This is a genomic window from Methylophaga lonarensis MPL, from assembly GCF_000349205.1.
Lineage (GTDB): Bacteria > Pseudomonadota > Gammaproteobacteria > Nitrosococcales > Methylophagaceae > Methylophaga > Methylophaga lonarensis.
The window spans coordinates 1-17,641 of the sequence record NZ_APHR01000014.1 but is presented as its reverse complement, the minus strand read 5'-3'; the positions used below and the strand labels follow the sequence as shown (position 1 = coordinate 17,641).

Genomic DNA, 17,641 nt, shown 5'->3' with positions numbered 1-17,641 from the left:
ATTCACGCCCATGTGCGGGACTTTAAGCCCTGAGCTGCCGCTTGATCAAAATGACGCACATTGCCGGGAATGATGCCCAGCCCCTCGGTGCCGGAATTTTCCTCGCTGTGACTCATCAGTGCCTGCATGCCCAGGCAAATGCCCAGAAAGGGTTTGCTGGCTGCAGCGGTTCTGACAATATCGTCCAGGCCAGTTTGTTGCAGTGTGCTCATGCAGTCACGAATGGCACCAACACCCGGGAAAACGATATGTGAGGCATTGCTGATCGCTTTTGCATCTGCAGTCACGATAACTTCGTGCTCGCTGGCAACGGCTTCCAGGGCCTTGGAAACAGAGCGAAGATTGCCCATGCCGTAATCAATAACTGCAACGCGATGCATAGCTGACAAAAACCTGAATGTAATAAGCGGGATTTAGCCGATTATAAAGCACCCTTGGTGGATGGCAATTGTTCCAGCGCGCGCTGGTCCAATGCGACCGCCATTCTCAGTGCTCGGCCAAAGGCTTTGAAGATGGTTTCGGCAATGTGGTGGGCATTACGGCCTTTCAGATTATCAATGTGCAGTGTCATCGCTGCATGGTTGACCAGCCCTTGGAAGAACTCGTAAAACAGGTCGACATCAAAGTCACCGATCTTGTCACGGTTGAATGTGACATCAAACTCCAGTCCTGGTCGGCCAGACAAATCCAGCGCCACTCTGGACAAGGCTTCGTCAAGCGGCACATAAGCATGGCCGTAGCGAACAACGCCTTTTTTGTCGCCCAGCGCCTGTTTGAGAGCTTGACCAATAGTGATGCCAATATCTTCAACTGTGTGGTGAGCGTCGATGTGCAGATCGCCGTTGGCCTTGATTTCAAGGTCAAACAGGCCGTGACGGGCGATTTGTTCGAGCATGTGATCGAGAAACGCAACGCCGGTTTGCGAGGAGAAGCGGCCACTGCCGTCAAGGTTGATGGAGACCTCGATTTGGGTTTCCAGCGTATTACGCGCAATGGTTGCGCTACGAGCGGTCATGATATTTCCTGATGTTTGTGCAATAAAAACAAATAATAACTGTTTCAGACCGTGGTTTGAAGCGTTATTATAAATTGAACTTTTTAGCCAGGAATGCCCATGACGCAAGCCAATAATGTCGCGCCACTGTTCAGGGACTTAGCCAAAGTTGAACATGAACATCATGTGGCCTGTCAGTCTTGCGCTTTGTACAGACTGTGTTTGCCATTGGGGCTGCACAGTGATGACCTGGCCCAGCTCGACAAAATCATCAAGCGTAGCCAGAGCCTCAGTCGCAACCAGAGCTTGTTTGACAGTCAGGCACCCTTCAAATCGATTTATGTGGTGAGAAGCGGCGCTTTCAAAACCACCATTTCAGCCAGCAACGGTCGCGAACAGGTCACCGGTTTTTATTTCCCGGGCGAATTTATTGGTATGGACGCAATCTACTCACAAAGCTATCAGTCAACGGCCAAAGCGCTGGAAACAAGCAGCGTCTGCGAGTTGCCATTTGAACGTTTGCAGGAGTTCGGCGCGGCCATGCCGCAATTGCAGGTGCAAATGATGTCGCGTCTGAGCAAGGAATTATCCAGTGACAAGAATCTGATGGTCTTGCTTGGTAAAAAAACCGCCGAGGAAAAAATGGCGACGTTTCTGGTGTCTTTATCACGACGATTCCAGGATCGCGGATTTTCTGCCACAGAATTTCAACTGAGTATGTCTCGAGGCGATATTGCCAATCATCTGGGGCTTGCGGTTGAAACAGTCAGTCGTTTGTTCGGCCGTCTGCAGGATGATCGGCTGGTTCGTCTTGAAGGCAAAAGCGTCACCATTGAGGATCTGGAAGCATTGCAAAAACTCTGTGGCTAAAGCCTGACAACAGAGTTCTTGACCTGGATCAATGCAAACATCGGTCAGCTCCGTAACATTGTATTCAATCGTAATACAGCGATGGAACGGAGAAGCCCGAAATGAAAAAATCCCTTATTGCTGCCGGTATCGTAACGCTTACTGGCCTTTCTGCGGTCACAACCCCTGTACTTGCCTATGAGGCCGGTGATTGGTTGGTGCGTGGTCGTATCATTAATGTAAATCCCAATGACAGCAGTGGCAGCTTGTCCACTGAAGCGTTTGGCAACCTTGGCAAAGGCGTCAGTGTTGACTCTGACACCGTACCCGAATTGGATATCACCTACATGATCACGCCAAACTGGGGCGTTGAGTTAATTCTTGGCACTTCAAAACATACCGTCCGTGGCAACAAGGCGGTGGGTGGAGTTCTGGGCGGCCTGCCCGGCTCCAAGAATGTAATTGATACCCGTGTGTTACCGCCCACACTGACCCTGCAATACCATTTTCGCCCTGGCGCCACCGTTCGCCCTTATGTGGGAGCCGGTGTCAACTACACACATTTTTACAATGAAAAAGTGCCCAAAAGCTCAGCCATCTATCAGGACGGCGCAAAAGTCAGCCTGAGCAGCTCCTGGGGCTGGGCAGCGCAAGCCGGTGTGGATGTGGCTATCAACCAGGACTGGTTCATCAACTTTGACGTCAAATACCTGGATATCGATACCACTGCCCGCTTCAAAAACACCGCGGTTGGCAGGGCAAAAATCAATGCAGACATCAACCCGTTTGTCTGGGGCGTAGGTATTGGTCGCCGCTTCTAGTTAGCTTTTGGAGTCCTCTCGCAACTCCATCGGCCCTCTTCGGAGGGCCTTTTTTTTGTTTAGAAATCACGCTGTCTGGGGCGAATGAGGCTTTTCACTCGTATGCCCAGCAAATGCAACAGCACAAAGTAACTAATGGCCGATGCCGCGATCAGCCCCATCAGCACTTGAAAGCGCAGTCTGCCAGACCATTCATGCCAGTCACCAATTTGCGGTGTCAGCCAGATCAGCACGGCAATCATGCCTGTGGTGGCAAGGACCAGTTTGGCCGTGAATTTTAACCAGCCCGCTGCCGGTTGATAGACATTGCGTTTACGCAGGCCGATATACAAAAGTCCGGCGTTGAGCATGGCCGATAATGCGGTCGCAAGTGCCAGCCCGACATGCGCCAGATAGATCATCAAAATGATATTCAGTACCATATTTACAGCCATCGCAATGATGCCGATTTTGACCGGTGTTTTAGTGTCTTGCCGTGCAAAAAAACCCGGAGCCAGCACTTTAATCAAAATAAACGGCAGCAGTCCAAGTCCATAGGCCATCAGGCTCAGCGAGGATTGATGAGCATCGTAACGGGTAAACTCCCCATACTGAAATAGCGTCACCAGCAACGGTTCTGCCAACAGAATCAGTCCTATCGCCGCCGGTACACCAATCAATAACACCCATCGTAAAGCCCAGTCGATGGTATCTGAGAAGCTTTGCACTGAATCACTGGCATGTTGGCGAGACAGGCTGGGCAGGATAACGGTTGCCAAGGCAATTCCAAATACCCCCAGAGGGAACTCGACCAGGCGATCTGAGTAATACAGCCATGAGATGCTGCCGGTGACCAGAAAGGACGCCAGAATGGTATCCAGCAGCAAGTTAATCTGCGCCACTGAGACACCAAACATGCCCGGCAGCATCAGGCGAAGAATTTTCTGCACGCCTTCGTGTCGCCAGCCCCATCGCGGTTTTGGGCGAATGTGAATTTTTAACAAAAACGGCAACTGAAATAACAGCTGCACAATACCGCCGATAAAGACGCCCCAGGCCAGCGCTTTTACCGGCTCATCAAGTATGGGTGCCAGCCAGATTGCGGCGGCGATTAAGGAGATATTCAAAAATACCGGCGTAAACGCGGGCACGGCAAACTTGCCAAAAGCATTCAAAATGGAGCCTGACAAGGCGGTCAGCGATATGAACAACAGATAAGGGAAGGTGATGGCCAACATTTGACTGGCCAGATCAAGCTTTTCCGGTTCGCTGATAAAGCCAGGTGCGAACAGCATGATTAACAAAGGCGATGCCAGCACACCAATCAAGGTGATTACAAATAAAATGGTGAACAAGGTGCCGCTGGTGTGGTGAATCAGCTCGCGCAGATCCCGCTCACCTCGCTGGCGGTATTCAGCCAGAACCGGAACAAAGGCCTGTGAAAATGCCCCTTCAGCAAACAGTCTTCGCAGAAAGTTCGGAATTTTGAAAGCGACAAAAAATACGTCAGCCCCCATTCCTGCGCCAAACATTCGGGCAATGACAATGTCGCGTAAAAAGCCGAGAATACGAGATAAAAAGGTCATACAGCTGACGATGGCGGTCGAGCGGAATAATCTTTCAGCCATTTCGCGCGTCACTGTATTGGTGGCATCTTGCCAAGTTATCCATGAATAGGCCCATGCAAGGTTTGATCAAAAACTTCAATTCTAAGCGTTTTTTTGCTGATATATCTGCTCATTGTAGCGGTCCTGCTGGGCTTTATGCTGCAAGCGCAGCAACCGCCTGTGGATCATCGAATCCTGCCCGAACAGCTTAAACCTTATCTGCTGTCTCCTCCTGCCGAGCTGCCGTCAATATTGCTGCGTCGTGATGATGGCTATGCTTTGACGGCTGATTGGTTTAATGACAAATGGAGTTTTGTTTATTTCTCGCATCAGCAGTGTGCCCCGGACTGTCTCGCGGTGTTCAGTGTGCTTGAGAACCTTGCTGCCAGAATAGCCGATCGTGACGTGCAGATATTACTGGTGCGAATACATGATCTGGAGCAGTCGCTTTTGTTGCCAGACTCGCTTGCACAAAGCAGCACAGAGGCGATTGCCGATCCGGTGCTGTTGGCCTCGCTTGGTAAAACCTTTGATTTTTGGTTCTTTGAGGATGCTACCGGCCAAGTTCATCAGCATCATAGTTTGTATCTGGTTGATCCCAAGGGTCGGGTATACGCCCGAATGAATCCACCCTTCACCTCACTGGCAGTGCATCGCTTGTTTAATGAGGTGCGTCGTTTTTATGCCGTCTCAGAGTGATATTTCAAGCTTAAGTTTTGTTGCCTTCACCCAGTGAAACAAAGCAACTATGAAAGATCAACGGATCCGAGAATTTCTGTTAACCGGTCCAGTGTTCGGGTTCTTCTAAAGCTTGGCCGCCAGACCAGACCGATTTCACGCTCACTTTGCACAGCGGCGCTTTTTAAAGGTTTCAGACAAATATCGGCATGTTTGACCATGTCTGAGTTAACCGCCATTTCCGGGATAAGGGTTATACCCATGCCACTGGCCACCATTTCAATCAGTGTGTAAAGACTGGTCGCCTGAACACTGCGTCGCTGCGCTGACAAAGGTAACTCGCAGGCGCTCAAGGCGTGCTCTCTCAGACAGTGCCCTTCAGCCAGTAGCAATAACTCCTTAACCGGGATTTCTTCGGCTTTTATCTGCTCCTGTTTGCATAGACGATGGTCTTTAGGCAAGGCAATCCAGAAGCGCTCACTGAAAATTTTTCGCTGATTCAAGCCTCGGATGTTAAACGGAAACGCCAGAATCACAACATCGACATTGCCGGCTTCAAGTTGATCCAATAAGCGCTCGGATTGATCCTCCACCAGGATCAATTCCAGATCTGGCAGTTCACGCCGAATCACCGGCAAGGTTTTTGGCAGCAAAAAAGGACTGATAGTCGGAATCAAACCAATTCTGATACGCCCGGACATCGGGTTTTTCTCGGCTTGAGCCAGATCAACCAGGTCTTCGCTCAATGAGAGAATCTGCCGCGCCCTGGCGGCGATTTCCTCGCCTATTGGTGTACTTAATACCTTGCGATTGGTTCTCTCCAGCAGGCTTACTTCAAGTAAATCTTCAAGATCCTGAATACCGGCGCTTAGTGTTGATTGAGTGACATGACAACGCTCAGCGGCCTTGCCGAAGTGCTTTTCATCTATCACCGCAGTTAAGTAATGTAATTGGCGAAGTGTCGGCAGTTTCATAATCGAAAAAACCTAATTAAAAAAAGGATAATCATCTGTTAGACATACACTAGCACAGAAACTAAACTGTCACTGCGAATTAAATAACTGACATCCAATTGTGCTTTATGCAAGATGGTTGCATATTGTCTGATTGATTTGATGGAGAAATAAAATGAAGCAATGGCAGTGTGTTGTCTGCGGTTTTATCTACGACGAAGCAAAAGGTCTGCCTGAAGAAGGCATTGCGCCGGGCACTCGCTGGGATGACATTCCAGATGATTGGGTCTGCCCCGAATGTGGCGTCGGTAAAGATGACTTTGAGATGATTGAGATCTAGTCACAGTGACCATACATCGCCCGCCGGTTGTCATTATCGGCACAGGGCTGGCGGGATATACGCTGGCTAAAGAAATACGAAAGCTTGATGCGGCACAACCGTTGCTGATGATTACTGAAGATGATGGTTGTTTCTATTCAAAACCAATGCTGTCCAATGCGTTAAGCCAGCAAAAATCACCGGAACGACTTGCTCAGTCTTCTGCCAGCGAAATGGCAGAAAAATATCAACTTAATATCATCAACAATAGTAAGGTTATTGGGTTGTTGCCAGAGTCTCATGAGCTGCTTCTCGATTCAGGTGAGCGCATTCAATATCAGCAGCTCGTGTTGGCGACTGGCGCAAGGCCACGACAGCTTCCTGATTCGGTTCACATTGATGTTGCAGATGACGATGTTCTCAGCGTCAATTCACTCGAACATTACAGAGCCTTTCACCAGCGGCTTAGCTCTTGCGAGCATGTGTGTGTTATTGGCGCCGGACTGATTGGTTGTGAGTTCGCCAATGATGTATTGGTCGCTGGCAAGCAGGTCTCTTTAATCTCCAATACGCCCCTACCATTGCACAAGGTTATTCCTTCAGCGATGTCTGAAGCGCTTCTTGATAAACTCAAGTTGCTCGGTATGCAGTGGCATTGTGAAAGCAGTGTTCAGGCGATTGAGCGCGATACTTCCGGTGATGCTTTACATATTAAGCTGGACACTCATCAGTTTGATGCGGATCTTGTGTTATTGGCGATAGGTCTGGAGGTCGATTTAACACTGGCGATTCAAGCGAGAATAGACGTCTCTGATGCTATTCTCACTGACGGCTTTTTGCAAACCAGTGTTGCTGATATTTATGCCATTGGTGACTGTGCTGCTGTGTGTGGTGTTAATCAGAAGTACGTTATGCCCATCATGCATGCTGCCAGAAGTTTGGCGAGCACATTGACTGGGCAGCCAGTCCGGGTTAACTATCCGGTGATGCCAATTGTGGTAAAAACACCTGCTTACCCTATCGTCTTCACTGCGCTTAAAAATCATAACAGCTCGATAACTGAAGTTGTTGAGACATCAAACGCCGGCGCTGGTCTCAGAGCGCTATATCATGATGCTAGCAATCGTTTAACTGGTTTTGCACTGAGTGGCGATTTGACTCAAGAAAGGCAGGCACTCTTAAAGCAGATGGTTAATGTCTGAGGCATGGACACACTCTCCTGGATTTGATTTGCACTGATGCTGCTATCACTGAAGCTTAATCATTTTCGTAATATCAGTTCGATGGAGCTTGTTCCTGAGACCTCGGTCAACATGATTGTTGGCGAAAACGGTTCTGGAAAAACAAGTATTCTTGAAGCCGTCTACCTGCTCGGCTTGGGGCGATCTTTTCGTAGCCGATCCCTCAAACATCTGATCCAACATCAGCAGTCACAGCTCCAAGTGATTGCCCGATGTGATGACAATACACCGGTCGGCCTGCAGTTTCACTTAAGTAACGGTTTGCAGATTCGTCTGAACCATACACCGTTGAAGCGTTTATCTGATCTGGCCACACAATTACCCATTCAGTATATCCCGGCAAATTGTCATCAATTCTTTGAACTCGGCCCGAAATACCGCCGTCGGTTGATAGATTGGGGTGTGTTCCACGTGGAACCAGAATATAACTATCACTGGCAATCCTATAAAAAATCATTACAGCAACGTAATGCGGCATTGAAAAATCGTTCAAAAAGAGATGAATTGTTGCTGTGGGATAATTATCTAAACAGACACGGATTAGCACTGACAGAACATCGGTCACGATATCTTGAAAGGCTAAGAAGTGAATTCGAAGTGTTATTCGGTCACTTGTGCCCGGCCTTCGCTGATGCAGATATTACTTCGCGTTTAGCATCGGCTGGCCGAAGAATGAGAATCTGACCGATGTGCTGCTCGCTAATATAGAAAAAGATCAGCAACACGGTTACACGCGTTATGGTGCGCATGCTTGTGATTGGACGCTGAAGATAAACGATGCGGATCCTGCAGAGCTATTGTCGAGAGGTCAGCAAAAGCTTTTCTTTCTAGCAATCAGCCTGGCCCAGCTGAAAATTATTCATGAGCAGAACAATCAGACCGGTGTGTTACTGATCGATGATGTCAGTTCAGAATTAGACCAAAGCCATCAAATAACCTTGCTCGACTATATTCAACGGTCGTCCGTACAGTCCTTCATTACCAGTACCAACAGTGAGCTTCGAAGCTGGGTACACTCCAAAGAAAATTCAAAATTGTTTCACGTGGAACAGGGTCGGCTAACAAGTTGATGGCTGACTGTCAACAAGCGGCGATCCATAGTAGAATGACAGGTTGAACTTCATCCACATCATGGAATGGATTATTTATGAGCAATGAAAACAACCCAACGTATGATTCGTCCAACATTAAGGTTCTGAAAGGACTTGATGCAGTCAGAAAACGGCCGGGTATGTACATTGGTGACACAGATGATGGCACTGGACTGCACCACATGGTTTTTGAGGTGCTGGATAACTCCATCGACGAATCATTGGCTGGATATTGCAGCGAGATAAATGTCCGCATTCATCCAGATGATTCGGTGTCGGTTGAAGATAATGGCCGTGGTATCCCTGTAGATATTCATGAAGAGGAAGGTATTTCCGCAGCGGAAGTAATCATGACGGTGCTGCATGCGGGCGGTAAGTTTGATGATAATTCATACAAAGTATCAGGCGGATTGCATGGTGTGGGGGTATCCGTTGTAAATGCTTTGTCAAAAAAACTGACAATGGAAATTCAAAGGGAAGGCAAAGTATATCGCCAGACCTATCGACATGGCGTTCCGGAAGCGCCACTGACAGCCTTTGAAGATACAGCAAGCACCGGTACAAAAATCCAGTTCTGGCCGAGTGAAGATACCTTTACCAACGTCACGTTTGACTACAAGATTTTGGCTAAGAGAATCCGTGAACTGGCTTTCCTCAACTCAGGTGTACGAATTGTCCTGACAGATGAGCGTGATGAGAAGTCAGAAGTATTCCACTATGAAGGTGGTATCAATGCCTTTGTTCAGCATCTGAATAAAAATAAAACATCGATTCATGAGAGCATTATCAGTGTCAGCGGCCTTAAAGATGACGTGGTCGTGGAGTTGGCAATGCAGTGGAACGACTCCTATCAGGAAAACATTTACTGTTTTACCAATAATATTCCACAACGCGATGGCGGTACCCATTTAGCCGGTTTTCGTGCGGCACTGACCAGAACGTTGAATCAATACATCGAAAGCGAAGGTCTGGCAAAGAAATCAAAAGTGACAACAACCGGCGATGATGCGCGTGAGGGATTAACCGCTGTCTTGTCCGTCAAAGTTCCTGACCCGAAGTTTTCATCACAAACCAAAGACAAGCTGGTGTCTTCTGAAGTGAGAACGATTGTTGAATCATTGGTCAATGAACACTTCCAGGATTTCCTACTGGAGAACCCGTCAGACGCAAAACTCATCGCCAACAAAATGGTTGAGGCGGCAAGAGCAAGAGACGCCGCAAGAAAAGCACGGGAACTGACACGCCGCAAAGGTGTGCTTGATATTGCAGGATTGCCCGGTAAATTAGCTGACTGCCAAGAGCGTGATCCTGCTTTCTCAGAATTGTTCCTGGTGGAGGGTGACTCTGCGGGTGGTAGCGCCAAACAAGGCCGCGACAGAAGAACGCAGGCCATCCTGCCGTTGAAAGGAAAAATTCTTAACGTTGAGCGCGCGCGTTTTGACAAGATGATCAGTTCTGCAGAAGTCGGAACGCTGATTACTGCGCTGGGTTGTGGCATTGGTCGTGATGAATATGATCCTGAAAAACTGCGTTACCACCACATCATCATTATGACTGATGCGGATGTGGACGGATCGCATATCAGAACTTTGTTGTTAACATTTTTCTACAGACAAATGCCGGAGCTGATCGAGCGAGGTCATGTTTATATTGCACAGCCACCGCTCTACAAAATCAAAAAAGGTAAGCAGGAACGTTATTTAAAAGATGATAACGAAATGGAGCGTTATCTGACCGAGGTGGCTTTGACCAATGCTGCACTCTACCCTTCTGCAAATGCAGCAGCCATTGAAGGCAATGCGCTGGAACAATTGGTCGCCGAGTATCAGACGATTACGTCAATCATCACCCGATTGTCGAATCATTACTACCCGGCGTTTCTTGAGCAGTTAATATATCAGCCAGCTATTCCAGAACTGGGCGATAGCTCGGCGATGCAGCAGTGGTTAGATAATATTGCCACAGGTCTGAATAAAGGCATGCCAACCGGCACACGCTTTGATTTATCGACCGCGAAGAACGACCATGAACCGGTACCGCACATCAACGTCAGTTTCAGCCGCCACGGCATTGCAACTGAGTTTCATATTCCGGGTGAGTTCTTCGCCAGTACTGAATATCAAAAAATATTGTCATTTGCTAATAAAATCAATGGCTTGTTTGATGGTGAGGGGCGAGTTGAGCGCGGTGACCGCAGCGAAACCGTCACCAATTTTGCTCAAGTAGTGAAGTGGTTGTTACAAGAAGCCAAACGCGGTCAGCATGTTCAGCGTTATAAAGGTCTGGGCGAGATGAATCCAGAGCAGTTGTGGGAAACGACGATGGACAAGAGTAAGCGTCGTTTACTGCAGGTAAAGATACATGATGCGATTGCGGCTGATGAAACCTTTAATACCCTGATGGGTGATCATGTGGAGCCTCGCAGGGAATTCATAGAAGCAAATGCCTTGCAGGCGTCAAACCTCGATATTTAGTTGTACAGGAATTGTTCCCGCAATTCTGCGGGAATTATTCACTCCCAGTGCGGTCGGAGTTGTAGAAAGGGCTATGTGAATGGCCTTTTTTATTTAGGGTGTGTTAGAGATATTTGCTTGGTTTCAGGCATGAAAGTTCAATTCCGGCAGGATGATTACTGACAATGCTTGTTGTCAGAACATCTAAAATGAGCAAAAGCATTAACACACCCAAACAGAATAATAATCAGGGAGATCTGTATGACAACTAACAGCGCGCGTTATGATCGCGTACAGGTGGCATTACATTGGCTGATTGCCGCTATCGTGCTTTTTATGATTGGCTTAGGGCTCTATATGGTGGAGCTGCCAAGACAAGATGAGCTGCCAGAAGGTCAAGAAAGTGTCAGAGCCTTTTACTTTTTGCTGCATAAATCGCTCGGTATTACCGCTGCCATACTCATCTTTATTCGTGTGGGCTGGCGTTTGACCCACACCCCTCCTCCGTTACCGGATTTTGTACCAAGCTGGCAGCAACGGGTTTCAAGCTTCACTCACGGTCTGTTGTATGCATTGATGATTGCCATGCCGATAAGTGGATACGCGCAATCGATGTTCAGTAGTTTTGATACCTACCTCTGGGGCATCACTTTGCCACGACTGGCTGAAGCTGATGCTGCAATGCGCGAGAACTTTACCGTGATTCACCAATGGCTGGCCTATCTCTTTATCGCGGTGTTAGTGTTGCACATCGCTGCGGCCATCAAGCATCGTATCGATAACGATGGAATCTTTGACCGAATGAGCTTTAAGCGTGATTAAACTGTTTTAGCTCTTTGCATACAGTAGAAAGCAAAAAAAGGCCTGAAAAGGCCTTTTTTGTGACTGTCAGAAGCATCACTACTAGTGAAGTTTGATCTTTGGATGCACGCTGCGTCGAAACAGGTGTGAAAGTGACAGCATTAACACCCTGAACGGACCAAACAAAGCGACTTGATGCATTTTGTACAGCGACAAATACATCATTCTTGCCATTAGGCCTTCGATCATCATGCTGCCGCGGCTGAGATTGCCCATCAGATTGCCGACGGTTCCGTAGCGTCCGAGCGAAACCAGCGAGCCATAATCATGATAGTGATATTCCGGGGCTTCTTTGCCTGCCATGCGCATGCGAATGGATTTGTAGACCAGGCTGGCCATTTGGTGCGCTGCTTGGGCACGCGGCGGAACATTTTCGTCGTGACCTTGCCATTTGCAGGCACAGCAATCACCAATAGCATAGATGTCATCATCAAGCGTGGTTTGTAGCGTCTGTCGAACAACCAGTTGATTCATCCAGTTGGTTTCAAGGCCAGCAATGTCTTTGAGGAATTCAGGCGCTTTGATGCCTGCTGCCCAGACTTTGATGGGTGCCGGTACAACCTTGCCGCTTTCTGTTTTGATGCTGTCGGGCGTCACTTCGACAACACGCTCGCCTGACAGCACCTCTACGCCAAGTTTGCTGAGTTCTTCATGAGCTGCAGCAGAGATGTTTTCTGGGAGGCCGGGCAAAATGCGATCGGCAGCTTCAATCAGTGTGATTTTTACGTCGGTAGGTTTGACTTCATCAAGACCATAAGCTGTCAGCAGGTGTGATACCTCGTAAAGCTGTGCGCAGAGCTCAACACCAGTTGCGCCGGCACCAACAATAGCAATATTTAGCTGGCCCTCATCCAGCGGCCTGCCCTGTGTATGGGCGCGCAGATAAGCTTGCAACAATTTGTTTTGGAAAGTTTCCGCCTGTTTGGTAGTGTCCAGAAACAAGCAATGATCTTTGACACCTTTGATGCCAAAGTCATGGCTGACACTGCCAACCGCAATGACCAGATAGTCGTAGTCAAAGTGTCTGCGAGGAATAATTTCAAGACCTTCCTTGTTAATCGTCGGCGCAAGAGAGATTTGCTTGTTTTTGCGATCCAGGCCGTCCATTTTGCCCATGCGAAAACGAAAGCCGCTGCAGTTGGCCTGGCTGAGATATTCGATTTCATCTTCGTGTGAATCCAGCGTGCCTGCTGCGACTTCATGCAGCAAGGGTTTCCAGATGTGTGTACTGGTGCTGTCAACCAGGGTGATTTCTGCTTTACCTTTTTTGCCCAGTTTTTTTCCGAGTTTGGTGACCAGTTCAAGACCGCCGGCACCACCACCGACGACGACGATTTTGGGGATGCGTTCTGACATACGTGCAGCTCCAGTTCATTCCATTGTGAGTAATAAGAAATTCAGTTCATTCTAGCCTGAATAGTCTTGCAAAACCTATCTTATTTTTACTCGGCGCGGTGACTCTGGCAAAATTCATGACCTGGATCATTCAATAGGGTTTACAAATGCAGGCAAAGCCGGAAAAACCGCGTCTGGCATGGGCCGTGACCGGCTCAGGACATTATCTCGAAGAGTGCCTGGAAATCATTCGTGAACTCGAGGATGTGGATCTGTTTTACAGTCGTGCAGGTGAGGAAGTGATCAGGATGTACGGTCACGATCCAAAGGCGCTCAATGCGACAGGCAGAGTATATCGTGACAGGGCTGCCAGTGCGCCGCCTGTGGGTTTGTTTTATCGAGGTGATTACCACACGCTGGTGGTTGCGCCTGCAACCTCAAACACTGTGGCAAAAATGGTGCTGGGCATTTCTGACACACTGGTCACCAACGTCTACGCTCAAGCCGGCAAATGTCGAATACCAAGCATTGTTCTGGCCTGTGACGCCGAGCCCGAAGTCGATACGCCCGCACCTGACAGAATTGTTCGGTTGTGGCCGCGCAAGATTGATTTGGCACATACCGAAAGCTTGAAGACATTTGAAGCAACAACGGTGGTTGAAAGTGCCGAGCAATTGGCCCAAACGCTGCAACGACGATTACAAGAAATCAGCAATAAATGACAGAAAAGATACTGTTTCTGACTGGCAAACTGGCTGAGCCGAGTGTTCAGAAAGTGCTGGCAGAGATGGAGCCATTGCCGTTTGACTACCAGATTCACCAGCTCGGCTTGTCAGTGGCTGCGCTGATGACAGACAAAATGATCGCCAGACGTTTGAAGCCAGAGTTATACCGGACATTTGATCGCATTATTGTGCCGGGACGCTGCCGGGGTGATCTGGATGCGCTCAGCGAACAATTGGGGGTGCCTGTGCAACGAGGACCAGAGGAAATCAAGGATTTGCCGGTGTTTTTTGGTCGGTCACGCAAACAGCCGGACTTGAGTCGCCACGACGTCAGGATCTTTGCTGAGATAGTCGATGCGCCCGAACGAAGCATCGACAGCATCATCGAAAGAGCGCGTTATTATCAGCAAAACGGCGCGGATGTCATCGATATTGGTTGTTTGCCGCAAGAAGCTTTTCCACATATGGAGGAAGCGATTGCCGCATTGCATGATAATGGTTTCAAGGTGAGTGTAGACTCACTTTCACTGGAAGACCTTGAGCGAGCAGCCAGTGCGGGTGCTGATTATCTGCTGAGTTTGACTGAGCATAGTATCCATATTGCAGAGCGATATGATGTTGTGCCAATACTGGTGCCATCAGAGCCGGGCGATCTTGCCTCGCTGGAACGAGCGATGGAGGCGATGGACAAGATCGGCAAACCATGGATTGCTGATCCCATACTGGACCCGATACATTTTGGACTGACAGAGTCCATCGTTCGCTACCACACATTAAGACAACGATATCCGGACGCGCCGATGATGATGGGGGTCGGTAATCTGACCGAATTGACTGATGCGGACACCAGCGGCATCAACGCCTTGTTGTTCGGAATCATTTCTGAACTGAGAGTCGGTAACGTTCTTGCAACCGAAGTGAGTCCACACGCCAGACGAGCTATTCGTGAGGCAGATGTGGCAAGGAGAATGATGTTTGCTGCTCGTGAAGACAGCAGTTTGCCGCGTGACTTTTCCGATGCTTTGCTGATTAATCATGAGCGCCGACCGTTTCCGGATAGCGCCGATGAGATTCGCAATCTGGCAGCTAATATCAAGGATCCTAACTACCGTATCAAGACTGCCCAGGAGGGTATTTTTATCTTCAATCGTGACAGTTTTCTGCTCAGTGACGATCCTTTTGAGTTTTATCCCCACTTGGCGGTAGACAACGATCCCGGCCATGCATTTTATCTGGGCGTTGAGCTGGCTCGCGCGCAAATCGCCTGGCAACTGGGTAAGCGTTATACCCAGGATGAAGATCTCAGCTGGGGTTGTGCGGTTGATGCAGCAACAGAGGATTTGACTCAGCAAAAAGCAGAAGGCTCGACTATGAAGCGAAAGCCTCAGCGGGCAGGTGGCACAGTGGAGACGCAACAAACCACTCCGACAGCAAGAGTTGAAAAAACGCTTTTGACGGCGGCGGATCAGAAGCAGAAAGCATGTGGCACGGCCGATCCAAAACACAATGCACAACAGGAAAAATCTGATGACACGACTGAATAGTCGAATTCACGAAGTGATTGTCACGACACTCGACGCTGAAGGGAGCCCTCACTCTGCACCAATGGGAATTAGCGAAGTAAATGGTCACTTTCATATAAAGCCATTCAAGCCGTCTGCCACTTATGACAATCTGTCACGACACCGGCAATGCACAATCAATTATGTCGATGATGTCAGGATATTTGCTGGCGCATTGACCGGCCACCGTGAGTGGCCTGTTCACCCCTGCCAGCAAATTGAAGGTTTTTATCTGCAACAGGCACTGTCGCACAGCGAGTTGGAGATAGTCCGGGTCGATGATGACAGTCCTCGTGCCTGTTTCTACGGCGCGGTGATCAACGAAGTCACACATGTCCCCTTTCGTGGCTTTAATCGGGCACAGTCGGCAGTGCTTGAGGCCGCCATTCTGGTCAGTCGCCTTGAGATGCTGCCGGTTGAAAAAATACAAGAAGAACTACGCTATCTGACCATTGCCATTGATAAAACGGCAGGCCCACGTGAACTGGAAGCCTGGCAATGGTTGATGACCAGGATTGAACAAGCCGGAATCCGAATTGATGACCACTAGATATCTTGCCAGCATTCAGTCTATGGCAGAGGCGCTGCTGATTGAACATCAGCTACCCGACATTTTGGATATGAAAAATCCAGCGACAGGAGCACTGGGTGCCATGTCGATCACTGAAGTGACGGAAATTGTCCGTCGAATCAATGGTCGGTGTCTGACCAGTGCGACAGTGGGTGATTTAGCCATGGATGCAACGGTGATTAGCGAAGCTCTCAATGCGATGAGTCAGTCACGGGTGGATTATCTGAAAATCGGGCTTTTTGATGATCCTGATCTGGAAGACTGTTTAGAGGCGCTGAAACCACAACTCAAGCAACTCCCTCAGCCGGTGATAGCGGTTTTATTTGCAGATCAGATTTCAGATGCCTCATTAGTGCCGACCTTGGCGGCCTGTGGTTTTGCCGGGGTCATGTTAGACACGGCCAGCAAACGGGGGCAGCGCTTGACGCAATTATGGTCAAAGACAGCACTTGAGAACTTTGTTTTACAAACTAAACAAGCAGGAATGCTGAGTGGTTTGGCGGGTGCACTCAAATTTGAAGATATTACGGCGCTTCGACCCTTGAATGCCGACTATCTGGGCTTTCGTAGTGCCTTGTGTGATCAGCAGCAACGGACTGCAGCGCTGAACCCCGATCGGCTGGAGCAGTTACGGTTGGCGCTGGCAGCATGAGCAAGGTTGTGAAATAGAACTATCGGGCAGAGCGCGATGCTCTGCCCGATAAGTTTTGATCAGGCGGCTTTGACCAATTGTTGGCGACATGCCTTTGCTGCCTGCACCATCGCTGTCAGTGCAGGACGCACTTCTTCCCAACGACGGGTTTTTAGCCCACAGTCCGGATTGATCCACAAACGCTCATTGGGAATGCGTTGCGCAGCCAGGGTCATCAAATCAATGATTTGGCTGACCTCAGGAATATTCGGGCTATGAATGTCATACACCCCTGGTCCAATGGCATTGGGATATTCAAAGTCCCTGAATACATCCAGTAGCTCCATATCGGAACGTGAGGTTTCGATAGTAATCACGTCAGCATCCATCGCTGCAATGGCTTCAATAATGTCATTGAACTCCGAGTAGCACATATGGGTGTGAATCTGGGTTTCATCGCTTACACCATTGGCGCACAGCTTAAAGCTGAACACAGCCCAATCCAGATAGCTTTGCCAGTCAGAGCGACGCAGTGGCAGGCCTTCACGCAATGCGGCTTCGTCGATCTGGATAATCTGTGTGCCGGCTTGCTCCAGATCCAGCACTTCATCTCGTATTGCCAGTGCCAGTTGCAAACAGGTTTCTGAGCGCGGCTGATCATCACGAACAAAAGACCAGTTGAGCATGGTCACAGGGCCGGTCAACATGCCCTTGACTGGACGTTGAGTGAGTGACTGAGCATAGCGAATCCAGTCCACAGTCATGGTTTGCGGTCGTTGAATATCGCCGAAAATAATCGGTGGTTTAACACAGCGGGAACCGTATGATTGCACCCAGCCAAGCTCACTAAAGGCATAACCGTCCAATTGGCTGCCAAAGTACTCAACCATGTCATTACGCTCTGCCTCACCGTGCACCAGAACATCCAGATCCAGCTGTTCCTGAATTTTGATAGCCAGATGGATTTCTCG

19 protein-coding genes are annotated in these 17,641 nt (G+C 48.9%); 13 read left to right on the top strand and 6 right to left on the bottom strand.

Annotated elements, in window-relative coordinates:
- Positions 1-2 precede the first annotated feature (2 nt).
- Positions 3-380: an imidazole glycerol phosphate synthase subunit HisH gene (gene hisH, locus MPL1_RS03095; RefSeq protein WP_009725672.1), complete on the bottom strand. Its 378-nt coding sequence runs from the start codon at positions 378-380 to the stop codon at positions 3-5.
- A 41-nt stretch (positions 381-421) separates the two neighbouring features.
- Positions 422-1,015 (bottom strand): imidazoleglycerol-phosphate dehydratase HisB, encoded by a 594-nt coding sequence (hisB, locus tag MPL1_RS03090; RefSeq protein ID WP_009725671.1) that lies wholly within the window; start codon positions 1,013-1,015, stop codon positions 422-424.
- A 99-nt stretch (positions 1,016-1,114) separates the two neighbouring features.
- Between hisB and fnr the strand changes: the two genes are divergently transcribed.
- Together fnr and MPL1_RS03080 are read left to right on the top strand one after the other, a co-directional pair.
- Complete coding sequence (gene fnr, locus MPL1_RS03085) at positions 1,115-1,864, top strand: fumarate/nitrate reduction transcriptional regulator Fnr (protein ID WP_009725670.1); 750 nt, start codon at positions 1,115-1,117, stop codon at positions 1,862-1,864.
- A gap of 101 nt (positions 1,865-1,965) precedes the next feature.
- Positions 1,966-2,664 (top strand): OmpW/AlkL family protein, encoded by a 699-nt coding sequence (locus MPL1_RS03080; RefSeq protein WP_009725669.1) that lies wholly within the window; start codon positions 1,966-1,968, stop codon positions 2,662-2,664.
- Between the two features lie 59 nt (positions 2,665-2,723).
- Here MPL1_RS03080 and murJ read toward each other — a convergent pair whose 3' ends face one another.
- Positions 2,724-4,271, bottom strand: coding sequence for a murein biosynthesis integral membrane protein MurJ (gene murJ, locus MPL1_RS03075; RefSeq protein ID WP_040576832.1), 1,548 nt, complete (start codon positions 4,269-4,271; stop codon positions 2,724-2,726).
- A 93-nt stretch (positions 4,272-4,364) separates the two neighbouring features.
- Here murJ and MPL1_RS03070 point away from each other — a divergent pair, with 93 nt between their 5' ends.
- Complete coding sequence (locus MPL1_RS03070) at positions 4,365-4,949, top strand: TlpA family protein disulfide reductase (protein WP_009725667.1); 585 nt, start codon at positions 4,365-4,367, stop codon at positions 4,947-4,949.
- Positions 4,950-4,996: 47 nt separating this feature from the next.
- On the opposite strand, the gene MPL1_RS03065 is transcribed toward MPL1_RS03070, so the two are convergent.
- A complete protein-coding gene (locus MPL1_RS03065) occupies positions 4,997-5,902 on the bottom strand; it encodes a hydrogen peroxide-inducible genes activator (protein ID WP_009725666.1) in 906 nt (301 codons plus the stop codon).
- Positions 5,903-6,056: 154 nt separating this feature from the next.
- Between MPL1_RS03065 and rd the strand changes: the two genes are divergently transcribed.
- The 6 genes from rd to MPL1_RS03040 all read left to right on the top strand — a co-directional run bounded on the left by rd (position 6,057) and on the right by MPL1_RS03040 (position 11,807).
- The gene (gene rd, locus MPL1_RS03060; RefSeq protein ID WP_009725665.1) at positions 6,057-6,221 is read left to right on the top strand and encodes a rubredoxin; all 165 of its coding nucleotides are present in this window, start codon (positions 6,057-6,059) and stop codon (positions 6,219-6,221) included.
- Positions 6,222-6,226: 5 nt separating this feature from the next.
- On the top strand, positions 6,227-7,402 hold the full coding sequence (locus MPL1_RS03055; RefSeq protein WP_009725664.1) for an NAD(P)/FAD-dependent oxidoreductase: 1,176 nt from the start codon (positions 6,227-6,229) through the stop codon (positions 7,400-7,402).
- Between the two features lie 36 nt (positions 7,403-7,438).
- Complete coding sequence (gene recF, locus MPL1_RS14025) at positions 7,439-8,125, top strand: DNA replication/repair protein RecF (RefSeq protein WP_235045512.1); 687 nt, start codon at positions 7,439-7,441, stop codon at positions 8,123-8,125.
- Positions 8,126-8,130: 5 nt separating this feature from the next.
- Positions 8,131-8,511 carry a DNA replication/repair protein RecF gene (locus MPL1_RS14020; RefSeq protein WP_235045511.1) on the top strand — a complete coding sequence of 127 codons (381 nt, stop codon included), beginning with the start codon at positions 8,131-8,133 and terminating at the stop codon, positions 8,509-8,511.
- 77 nt (positions 8,512-8,588) lie between these two features.
- Positions 8,589-11,006 carry a DNA topoisomerase (ATP-hydrolyzing) subunit B gene (gene gyrB, locus MPL1_RS03045; RefSeq protein ID WP_009725663.1) on the top strand — a complete coding sequence of 806 codons (2,418 nt, stop codon included), beginning with the start codon at positions 8,589-8,591 and terminating at the stop codon, positions 11,004-11,006.
- Between the two features lie 240 nt (positions 11,007-11,246).
- Positions 11,247-11,807 carry a cytochrome b gene (locus MPL1_RS03040; protein ID WP_009725662.1) on the top strand — a complete coding sequence of 187 codons (561 nt, stop codon included), beginning with the start codon at positions 11,247-11,249 and terminating at the stop codon, positions 11,805-11,807.
- Between the two features lie 81 nt (positions 11,808-11,888).
- Here the strand turns inward: MPL1_RS03040 and MPL1_RS03035 are convergent, their stop codons facing one another.
- Complete coding sequence (locus MPL1_RS03035) at positions 11,889-13,202, bottom strand: NAD(P)/FAD-dependent oxidoreductase (RefSeq protein WP_009725661.1); 1,314 nt, start codon at positions 13,200-13,202, stop codon at positions 11,889-11,891.
- 146 nt (positions 13,203-13,348) lie between these two features.
- On the opposite strand from MPL1_RS03035, the gene MPL1_RS03030 reads away from it, so the two are divergent.
- Genes MPL1_RS03030 through MPL1_RS03015 form a run of 4 tightly spaced genes read left to right on the top strand, consistent with a single transcriptional unit; the run spans position 13,349 to position 16,691 of the window.
- Positions 13,349-13,903 (top strand): flavoprotein, encoded by a 555-nt coding sequence (locus MPL1_RS03030; RefSeq protein ID WP_009725660.1) that lies wholly within the window; start codon positions 13,349-13,351, stop codon positions 13,901-13,903.
- On the top strand, positions 13,900-15,450 hold the full coding sequence (locus MPL1_RS03025; RefSeq protein WP_009725659.1) for a DUF6513 domain-containing protein: 1,551 nt from the start codon (positions 13,900-13,902) through the stop codon (positions 15,448-15,450). Before MPL1_RS03030 ends, MPL1_RS03025 begins: the two co-directional genes overlap by 4 nt.
- Positions 15,434-16,018 (top strand): DUF447 domain-containing protein, encoded by a 585-nt coding sequence (locus MPL1_RS03020; protein WP_009725658.1) that lies wholly within the window; start codon positions 15,434-15,436, stop codon positions 16,016-16,018. The genes MPL1_RS03025 and MPL1_RS03020 overlap by 17 nt, the downstream gene beginning before the upstream one ends.
- Positions 16,008-16,691 carry a (5-formylfuran-3-yl)methyl phosphate synthase gene (locus MPL1_RS03015; RefSeq protein WP_009725657.1) on the top strand — a complete coding sequence of 228 codons (684 nt, stop codon included), beginning with the start codon at positions 16,008-16,010 and terminating at the stop codon, positions 16,689-16,691. The genes MPL1_RS03020 and MPL1_RS03015 overlap by 11 nt, the downstream gene beginning before the upstream one ends.
- 59 nt (positions 16,692-16,750) lie before the next feature.
- On the opposite strand, the gene metE is transcribed toward MPL1_RS03015, so the two are convergent.
- Positions 16,751-17,641 (bottom strand): 5-methyltetrahydropteroyltriglutamate--homocysteine S-methyltransferase (gene metE, locus MPL1_RS03010; RefSeq protein WP_009725656.1); only part of this gene is annotated, 891 nt, incomplete at its 5' end.

Coding starts and splice junctions, on each gene's coding strand:
- MPL1_RS03080 (WP_009725669.1), top strand. CDS start 1,966: ATGAAAAAATCCCTTATTGCTGCCGGTATCGTAACGCTTACTGGCCTT.
- hisH (WP_009725672.1), bottom strand. CDS start 380: ATGCATCGCGTTGCAGTTATTGATTACGGCATGGGCAATCTTCGCTCT.
- MPL1_RS03020 (WP_009725658.1), top strand. CDS start 15,434: ATGACACGACTGAATAGTCGAATTCACGAAGTGATTGTCACGACACTC.
- rd (WP_009725665.1), top strand. CDS start 6,057: ATGAAGCAATGGCAGTGTGTTGTCTGCGGTTTTATCTACGACGAAGCA.
- recF (WP_235045512.1), top strand. CDS start 7,439: ATGCTGCTATCACTGAAGCTTAATCATTTTCGTAATATCAGTTCGATG.
- murJ (WP_040576832.1), bottom strand. CDS start 4,271: ATGGCTGAAAGATTATTCCGCTCGACCGCCATCGTCAGCTGTATGACC.
- MPL1_RS03040 (WP_009725662.1), top strand. CDS start 11,247: ATGACAACTAACAGCGCGCGTTATGATCGCGTACAGGTGGCATTACAT.
- gyrB (WP_009725663.1), top strand. CDS start 8,589: ATGAGCAATGAAAACAACCCAACGTATGATTCGTCCAACATTAAGGTT.
- MPL1_RS03035 (WP_009725661.1), bottom strand. CDS start 13,202: ATGTCAGAACGCATCCCCAAAATCGTCGTCGTCGGTGGTGGTGCCGGC.
- fnr (WP_009725670.1), top strand. CDS start 1,115: ATGACGCAAGCCAATAATGTCGCGCCACTGTTCAGGGACTTAGCCAAA.
- MPL1_RS03015 (WP_009725657.1), top strand. CDS start 16,008: ATGACCACTAGATATCTTGCCAGCATTCAGTCTATGGCAGAGGCGCTG.
- MPL1_RS03025 (WP_009725659.1), top strand. CDS start 13,900: ATGACAGAAAAGATACTGTTTCTGACTGGCAAACTGGCTGAGCCGAGT.
- hisB (WP_009725671.1), bottom strand. CDS start 1,015: ATGACCGCTCGTAGCGCAACCATTGCGCGTAATACGCTGGAAACCCAA.
- MPL1_RS03030 (WP_009725660.1), top strand. CDS start 13,349: ATGCAGGCAAAGCCGGAAAAACCGCGTCTGGCATGGGCCGTGACCGGC.
- MPL1_RS03065 (WP_009725666.1), bottom strand. CDS start 5,902: ATGAAACTGCCGACACTTCGCCAATTACATTACTTAACTGCGGTGATA.